Source organism: Proteobacteria bacterium CG1_02_64_396 (assembly GCA_001872725.1).
Taxonomy (GTDB): Bacteria; Pseudomonadota; MNWR01; order CG1-02-64-396; family CG1-02-64-396; genus CG1-02-64-396.
On sequence record MNWR01000094.1, the window covers coordinates 1 to 8015 of the forward strand.

Consider the following 8015-nt stretch of genomic DNA (forward strand, 5'->3'; position numbering starts at 1 on the left):
TTTAGCGGAAAAACCCGCCATTTATTGCGTCGTCAGTGGAACTTTGTTTTATGCGACAGGACTGTCGCATAACTACCGAAAAGAGTTGTCGCATAATCCACCCCGTGTCAATCTAACTCGTTGATTTTGCTTACATGGAGGCCAGTTATGACGACACCCCAGCCCAATTACTACGACACCCCCACCCAACCCCGCCTGCTCGATGTGGTTCGAGCTCGAATGCGTACCCAGCATCTGAGCCTGAACACCGAGACCACCTACGTTCAGTGGATACGGCGCTTTATTCTGTTTCACCACAAAAAACACCCCAGGGACATGGGTTCACCCGAGGTCGAGGCGTTTTTGACGCACTTGGCGGTGGATCGTAAAGTCTCTTCATCCACGCAAAACCAAGCCCTATCGGCGCTGCTTTTTCTGTACCGAGAGGTCTTGGCTGTTCAACTTCCATGGCTTGAAAATTTAACCCGCGCAAAACCACGGGAACGGTTGCCGGTGGTACTTTCTAAGCCCGAGGTTAACAGGCTTATCGAACAACTTTCCGGTGTCAATGCTTTAATGGCAAGAATGCTTTATGGGACCGGAATGAGGATTCTTGAGTGCCATCGATTGCGCATCAAAGACGTTGATTTCGACCGTCACGAAATCACCATACGATCAGGAAAAGGGGGAAAAGACAGAGTGACAGTTCTCCCCTCGTCATTGATCCCTGAATTAAAATCGCATCTATTAACTACACGCAAACTACACGATGAAGATAGGGGCAAGAAGGTTCCAGGCGTTGAAATGCCCGATGCTCTAGAAAAGAAATACCCCTCCGCCTCGACATCTTGGGGCTGGTTCTGGGTTTTTCCTGCCCCCGATCTTTCCGTTGATCCCCGGTCTGGCATTCGACGGCGTCACCATGTTCACGTGGTTTCGTTGCAACGGGCCATTCGTCAGGCGGCCCGTCAAGCGGGCATCGCCAAACCGGCCACCCCCCACACCCTGCGCCACTCCTTTGCCACCCACCTGCTGCAATCGGGCTACGACATCCGCACCGTTCAAGAACTGCTCGGCCACAAGGATGTGGCCACCACCATGATTTACACCCATGTGTTAAATCGCGGTGGGCGGGGGGTGGTCAGCCCGCTCGACAACTAAGGAAACGCTGATTAAAGGCCTCCTGCCTTGAATCAGCACGCTGCGCAAAAACCAAAAGTAGGCGCCTTGAGGCGGCGATGGTTTTGGCTTGGCTTGCAGAATCAGAAGAGCTTCGGCGACGGGGTCGCCTCCTACGTTCCTGATTTTGGCAGACCATCCCTGGACTGCTCGGAAGCGCCGATTCAATCGGCGCTGCTCTAAATCCCCACCCCCCCCAACTCCACATCCCCCTGCACCCGCAGCTCCCGCCGATACACCAATGTTTTTCCCCAATAAATCTCTAAAAAATAGGGGGTCGACATGGGGGGGATGGCGGTCAGTTCGAAGTGGCCCCGTTCGTCGCTGATGTCGGGATGGCTACGTCCCAATTGCGGATGCACCAGCGACACCCTCAAACCGGGGATCGCAGTACCGCTGCCCGGTGCCCCGGTTTCGCTCCCCGCCTGATAGATCCAGCCTGAAACCGAGGCCCCCGGCCCCTCCATCGCCCCTGCCACGGCGGCGAAGCCCAAGAAGAGCAGGGCCAAAAGCACAATACGCCGGGTCATGACGCACCCCCGAAGCTGCCTTGATCGGGCGGCGGGGCGGTATAGCCGGCGGGAAGGGGGGCAATGCGGTCGAGATCGAGGCCGGGGATACGCTCGGCCACCGGGTGGTCGAATGCCAAGGTGCCGAAATCGATGGGGTTGCTTTGCTCCACCGTTTTGGTCACCGGCCGGTAACCGGGAGCGGTCGCCTCGATGGTCAGGTAGTGGGGATTGGGGTCGATCTGACCACGGACGATGCCGCTGCTGTCGGCGGCAAGACTCCAAGGGGTCGAGGGACGGACCGAGATGGTCGCGGAGGATGAGGCGGGGCCTGCGACGCTACCGTTGAAGATCAGCGGTTGGACGGTGGCTGGTTTGGCGTAATAGAGGGTGCCGAAGCTGAAGGCCAGGCCGATGACGAACAGGCCGAGGGCGGGGTAGCGGGTAGAGAGTTTGACCTCTTTGAGGAATTCGATCTGGAGCGCTTCGTCTTGGGCCGCCGCCTCCAGGCTCACCCGCCCCTTGTAGAGCAGGAAGATCCCCCCCAGCACCATGAAGACGCCGCACAGGGCGCTGGCGATCACCGCGATGTCGAACGTGTCCATTCCCCCCCCCAGCCGGATCCCCGGCGCCCCATTTCCTGCTTTGAACATGAATTCCAGATGCTCGTCCGGTGAGCAGAATCACCATTTATGGGAATGGATGTCAAGAATGATCGTGGGGAATGAAGGCGGAATGATTCCAACGGCCCAAGCCACTTAGCCTCGCTTCGGCGACAGGGTCGCTCCCACAAGCACAAGCGGTTCACCGGAGCTGGCGGGGGTTGGTTGGTTTTGGTGGGGGCGGGCCTTTGTCCGCAAGGGGGGGGGCAAACGCTTGCGTTTTGGGGGACGACCCCCGAAGTTTCATACCTGTAGGAACGCCGCATGTTTGGCGGGCCGCATCCCCTCGGCAATGCCGTCAACCTTGCCATTCAGGGGGGGTGTTCCTTGAATCGGGTGTCATCCCCCACCTGCACACTGCGGTCAAATCCTACCGCCCCCTCGAACATCCGAGCCTATGCGCCCCATTCCCCACCTCGTCATCCTGCTGATGGCCTTTCCCACCCTGGTTGGCGCCCACCAACGTCCATTGTCCACCGAGGACCCCGAATCGATTGGGGCGGGGCGGATTCTGCTGGAAGCAGGGGGTGAATATACCGATCACGCCAATATCCCCGCCTATGGCCTCAAGGGGCATCTGCTCAAGCTACCCTTGGTGGGGGTCAGCGTCGGAATCAGCTCCATTGCCGAAATCCAGATCGACGGGGGGTTTTACAATCACCTGACGGTAACCCAGCGCAAACGGGCACCCTTCAGCCGCATGCTGACCTTCTCGGGGGATTCAACCACGGGAGTAGAGGATTATGTGGTGGGGGCCAAGGTGCGGGTGGTGCCCGAGGGGGAGTGGTGGCCAGCAGCGGGGATCTACTTTGCCACCAAGCTGCCCAATGCCACGAACGAGACCGGCATGGGGATGGATACCATGGATTTTTATGCCTCGATTCTGCTGGGCAAAACCGTGGGGCCTGCTCGGGTGGTCGGCAATTTTGGGGTGGCCATCTACAGCAATCCGTGGATCGCCACCGCGCAAACCGACGACATCACCTATGGGCTCTCCATCGCCCTGACGGTGGCCCCCGCAACCGAGCTTTTGGCCGAGGTCACCGGCCAGAAACACTCGGGAGTCTTGGCCCCCCCCCCGAGGACCGAAACCCAAAACTGGGTGAAATTCGGCGCCCGCTACAGCTCTGGCCCCTGGAAGAGTGACGCCGCCTTCTCGTTCAATACCATGCACGGTGGGGAGCCCCAATACACTTGGATGGCGGGGGTGAGTTATATCTTCGACGCTTTTACCGTGCCTTAAGGAAGCGCTGATGAATGGCGCTTCCGTGTGGGCCCCCAAAATCAGGAACGTCGGAGGCGACCTAAGTCGCCGAAGCTCTGCTGATTTTGCAGGCAAAGCAAAAGCCACGTCGCCTCAAGGCGCCTACTTTTGGTTTTTGCCAGGCGTGCTGACTCAAGGCTGGATGCCTTGAATCAGCGTTTCTTTAATGGCGGCTTTGAGCGGCGAGGGCAAAGCGACTCGCTACGGACGCTCGGGTCCGACAAGCTCCCCGAACACCCCCTACAAACCACCCCCCTTGCCCGCCGCCGCGAACCACCAGGCCGGATGGGCCAGGATCTCCTCGGCGATGCGAATGTACCCCTCGGCGCCGGGGTGAGACTCGTCGGCCAAGGGGCCGCTGCGAACCGCCTCCAGATAGCGGTCGTCGCCCAGCAGCGGCTCGGCCAGGGGGATGAAGGGGATCTCCAAGCGGCAGCACAGCCCCTCTAACGCTTCGGTCAACGCCAACACCCGGTCATTGTGGGCGGCATCGAGCACCGGCGGGGGACCGAGCATCAAGGTGGGGTAGTGGGCGTTGGCGCCGCGCAGCATGGCAGCGGCGTGGGCCAAGGTTTGGGCGGTGGTCAGGCGGCTGCCTGGCCCCTCGGAAGCGGTGTCGTTGACCCCGAAGCAGAAGATCACCCTTCCTTCGATGCGGGGGGGCAGCCGTAGCGCCGCCTCGCTGCGCCAGCGCTGGGCAATGTCGGCGCTGGTCTCCCGCCGCACCCCCAGGTTGTAACCGGTCACCGGAATCCCCTCGTCCCAGAGACGCGCCACCACCCGTCCCACCCAGCCCATGCCGGTGGGATCGCCGGTCCCCTGGGTCAGGGAATCGCCAAAAAAAGCCATGCGTACATCGGACAAAACCGGCATGTCCCACCTCCTTTGAGCCCAACCACCATTGCAACACCCCCACCGCGACGGCGATCCTAGCGCCCCAACCCCTTTTCAGGAACCAAGAGCCCCGCTCTCAGGAGGCCACCCCATGCCCCAATCCGACGGCTACGTCTCCCCCGACTACCTGCGCAAAACCGCCGAATTGGCGTGGCGGCTCAAGGAGCGCACCTACGATCTATTGGCGCTGGCCCCCGGCGACCACGCCCTCGACGTGGGGTGTGGGGTTGGGATCGACACGGTGGCGCTGGCGCAGCGGGTCGGTCCTTCAGGGCGGATGGTGGGGCTCGATGTGGATGACGAGATGGTGAATCAAGCCGACGCCTTGGCCCGGCAGCAAGGGGTGGCCGACTGGACAAGCCACCAGGTGGGTAGCTGCCTTGGGCTCCCTTTTGCCGATGGCGCCTTTGCCGCCGTCCGGGCCGAGCGGCTGTTCCAGGTGCTCCCCGCCTCGGTCGATCCTCAGCAGGTGCTGGCCGAGATCGTCCGGGTGACCACCCCCGGCGGACGAATCGTTCTGGCCGACACCGACTGGGCCACCGCCTCGGTCGACTTCGACGATCTCGATCTGGAGCGGCGCTTGATGGCCTTCTTCGCCCGAACCATGCGCCCCAACGGGGTTGCCGGACGGCAGTTGTACCGGTGGCTGCGCCTTGCAGGGCTCAAAGAGGTGGCGGTGGAGGTGATCCCGATGGTCCACCACGACTACACCCTGACCCCCTTCGGCGACTGGCTGGTCAAGGAGGCGACCGCCCACGGTGTGGCGAGCCAGGACCAAATGACCCACTGGAAGCAGACCTTGCAACAACGAAACGAAGAGGGGCTCTTTTACGCCTGCGCCAACATGGTGGTGGTGTCGGGAAGAAAAGGGTGATCTTCCTTACAAAACAGGGGTTTGGATGAGGTTGGATGGTGCGCGGGCGCACCGCCCGCTGGGGGGGGCGATGGTTGAGTACGCAGGTCGGATTAATGGCCTTCCAATATCGAACTCAACCATGAAAGACATCCCGCATGCGTACCCTGACCTTGCTTGCACCGCGCCGTACCCACCCCTTGATCGTTGCCATCACCACCCTGGTTTGGTTGACCGTGATGGTGGTGATGCTGGCCTCCATGGGCCGCTACCTGATCGCCTCTGCGCCGCTCGTCGCCCCCGACACCTCCAGCCAGCTCTCCCGCTGGTCGGATGGCGATGCCTCCACCACCCCACCGGCGCTGCGGGCGGCCCGTGAGCAGGCGCTGCGTTATGCCGCCACGCAGCTCGATACCCTCAACGCCGAACTTCAGAACCGCATTGATCGCGACTTCCTACCCTGGTACTTCAGTTATCCCCAACAGGTTCGACTTGGCCTGATCGGATTGGGGTATTGGCTGGCCGATACCGCCACTGTGGAGCGCCTGATCGGTCCCCAACCCAATCCCCGCGAGCGGATGGCCGCCCTCATCGAGTCCGAGTTTGCCGCTCGGGTGATTCAACCTCAACAAGCCGGACAACAACTGAAAGCGATTGCCCAAGAGACGCAGTCCCGTTATTTGACTTCGCTTCAGGGTGTGCGCGATCTCTCCCCCCTCAGCGCCAAGAGCCCCTTATTCCTTGATGAGGTCAGCTTCTTGATCTCGGTCACCCAAACCGATCCAACCTCTGTGGTGAAAACCGCTGCCACCTCCGGCGCGGCAGGGAGCTCATTGGCCGCCACCTTGGCTGCAAAAAGCGGCGCCATGACCGGAGCGCAAGTCGGCGCCGCCGTGATGGGACCGGTGCTGGGGCTGGGCCTCATCGCCTGGGATCTCTGGGATCACCACCAAGCCGAGAAGGTCGATCGCCCCTTCCTGCGCCAGAACCTCGCCGTTTACCTCAAGCTGGTGAAACAAACCCTCTTGCACGACGCCAACCACGGCTTGTTGATGCCGGTGACCGCCGTGGGGCAAGCAGCTCCAGCTGCAAAGCCGGTTTCCTGACCCCCCTGCTCAGAGCGTATCGCTCTCCGCCTCGGGCCAAAGCCGGGGGAACAGGAACCGCAGCGATTTCAGGGGAACGGCAAAGGTCACCGGGGCTCGGGGGGTGGCTGCGGTCAGCAGGCCAGCGTCGATCAGGCCGACCAACACCCGGCGGGCGGTCCGGTCGGGTAGGCCGGTCATCGTCATGAAGCGCCCCCGCTCCATGGAGCCGGTCATCGCCAAGTAGTGCAAGGGCTCCAGCGCCTCGATCTTGATCGTCGAAGTTTCGCTGCCCACCCGCCAAGGGTTCGCCTCCAGATACAGCAACTGATCCCGCAGACGCTCCATAAAGCGGGGCAGGTCGAGCATCCCCTCCATGAATCGGGCCTGATCGAGACAGACCTGCAAAAAGAAGACGGCAAATGCCGTCAGCCCCTCCTGCGAGAGGGCGCCCCGACCATCCTGGTCGTTGCGGCGTGGCAGATCGGCGTTGTTGAGCCGGGCGTCATACTCCTCCCGCCGCCGCGCCAACCCCCGCATGGGCGACCACATCCCTTGCAGCAACCCCAAGCGGTGCAAGGCCAGGTGGCTGTGCAGCCGAGCGGCACGCCCGTTGCCATCGGGAAAGGGGTGAACCCAGAGCAGACGGTGATGGGCGCAGGCCAGGCCGATCAGACGCCACTCCAAGCCCGGCAGCCTGCGATACCCCTCCCCCCACGCCTCCATCAATCCGGGTACCGCCTCGGGCTCGGGGGCGATGTGGTGGCCCGCCTGGACCCCGTGATCCCGCCACACCCCCGGCGCCAGCAGCGCCCCTTGCGAGGTCTGCCGATCCTCTTGAGGCAACCGTCCATAAAGATCGTTGTGGATTTCCTGAACCCACGACGGGGCATAGGGGTCGTCTTGTTCGGCCGCCAGCGCCTCAAGAGCCTCCTCGCTCTCCATGTGGGCCAGTGCCAGCCGTTGTTTGCGGGCAAGCCCCGCGTCGGCGGCAAATTGATGGTGTAGCGCCCGCTCGATGTCGGAGGGGAGGGTGTTTTGCCCTTCGATTTTGTTGGTGTAGTAGGAATTCATGGCCCGCAGCCACGGGCGCAACGCCGTCGGCAAGACCCTCCCGGCCACCCCGTGCAGGCGATACGAGGTGGTGATGATTTCGGAGGCCAGCTCCAACAGCGGGGCGGAAACCCGCTCTTCGGGAACCAGGGGCTGAAATGCGGAGGGAAGGGTAGGCATGGACACATCCTTGGACAGTTCTATGGACATTTCAAAGTCATCATAATTTGTAACTATTCAGCCCCTCCCATCCCCCCGGTTTTTCCCTACGGGTTTTCTTTCATAAAGAGGGGTTGGTTACCTTCGAAGAGGAGGGTCAGGGCTGGGGTGGGACCGATGCCGTGTTTGCGGCAGGTCGACAGGTAGCTGCGGATGCGGCAGAAGATATCGGCGCCCTCTTTGGAGCGGAAGCATCCTGAGATTTTCTGGTGCAGCTTGACCATACGGATGTCGTTTTCACCCTGGTTGTTGGTGAAGGGAACCAGCGGATTGTCGATGAACCGTAGGACGTCGTCCTCGAAATTGCGCAGTCGTTCG

At 61.6% G+C, this 8015-nt stretch carries 8 protein-coding genes and 1 pseudogene; 4 read left to right on the top strand and 5 right to left on the bottom strand.

Features of this window, described 5'->3' with window-relative positions; genetic code table 11:
* Window positions 1-147 precede the first annotated feature (147 nt).
* Window positions 148-1140: an integrase gene (locus tag AUJ55_11360; GenBank protein ID OIO54904.1), complete on the top strand. Its 993-nt coding sequence runs from the start codon at window positions 148-150 to the stop codon at window positions 1138-1140.
* Between the two features lie 197 nt (window positions 1141-1337).
* Here AUJ55_11360 and AUJ55_11365 read toward each other — a convergent pair whose 3' ends face one another.
* Both AUJ55_11365 and AUJ55_11370 read right to left on the bottom strand, forming a co-directional pair.
* The gene (locus AUJ55_11365) at window positions 1338-1688 is read right to left on the bottom strand and encodes a hypothetical protein (GenBank protein ID OIO54905.1); all 351 of its coding nucleotides are present in this window, start codon (window positions 1686-1688) and stop codon (window positions 1338-1340) included.
* On the bottom strand, window positions 1685-2320 hold the full coding sequence (locus AUJ55_11370) for a hypothetical protein (protein OIO54906.1): 636 nt from the start codon (window positions 2318-2320) through the stop codon (window positions 1685-1687). Before AUJ55_11370 ends, AUJ55_11365 begins: the two co-directional genes overlap by 4 nt.
* A 406-nt stretch (window positions 2321-2726) precedes the next feature.
* Between AUJ55_11370 and AUJ55_11375 the strand changes: the two genes are divergently transcribed.
* Window positions 2727-3572: a hypothetical protein gene (locus tag AUJ55_11375; protein OIO54907.1), complete on the top strand. Its 846-nt coding sequence runs from the start codon at window positions 2727-2729 to the stop codon at window positions 3570-3572.
* 261 nt (window positions 3573-3833) lie between these two features.
* Here the strand turns inward: AUJ55_11375 and AUJ55_11380 are convergent, their stop codons facing one another.
* Window positions 3834-4466, bottom strand: coding sequence for a hypothetical protein (locus AUJ55_11380; GenBank protein ID OIO54908.1), 633 nt, complete (start codon window positions 4464-4466; stop codon window positions 3834-3836).
* Window positions 4467-4578: 112 nt separating this feature from the next.
* On the opposite strand from AUJ55_11380, the gene AUJ55_11385 reads away from it, so the two are divergent.
* Window positions 4579-5361, top strand: a complete 783-nt coding sequence (locus tag AUJ55_11385; protein ID OIO54909.1) for a hypothetical protein — start codon at window positions 4579-4581, stop codon at window positions 5359-5361.
* 137 nt (window positions 5362-5498) lie between these two features.
* Window positions 5499-6446, top strand: a complete 948-nt coding sequence (locus tag AUJ55_11390; protein ID OIO54910.1) for a hypothetical protein — start codon at window positions 5499-5501, stop codon at window positions 6444-6446.
* Window positions 6447-6455: 9 nt separating this feature from the next.
* Here AUJ55_11390 and AUJ55_11395 read toward each other — a convergent pair whose 3' ends face one another.
* On the bottom strand, window positions 6456-7676 hold the full coding sequence (locus AUJ55_11395; GenBank protein ID OIO54911.1) for a hypothetical protein: 1221 nt from the start codon (window positions 7674-7676) through the stop codon (window positions 6456-6458).
* 68 nt (window positions 7677-7744) lie between these two features.
* Window positions 7745-8015: pseudogene (locus tag AUJ55_11400) on the bottom strand (hypothetical protein).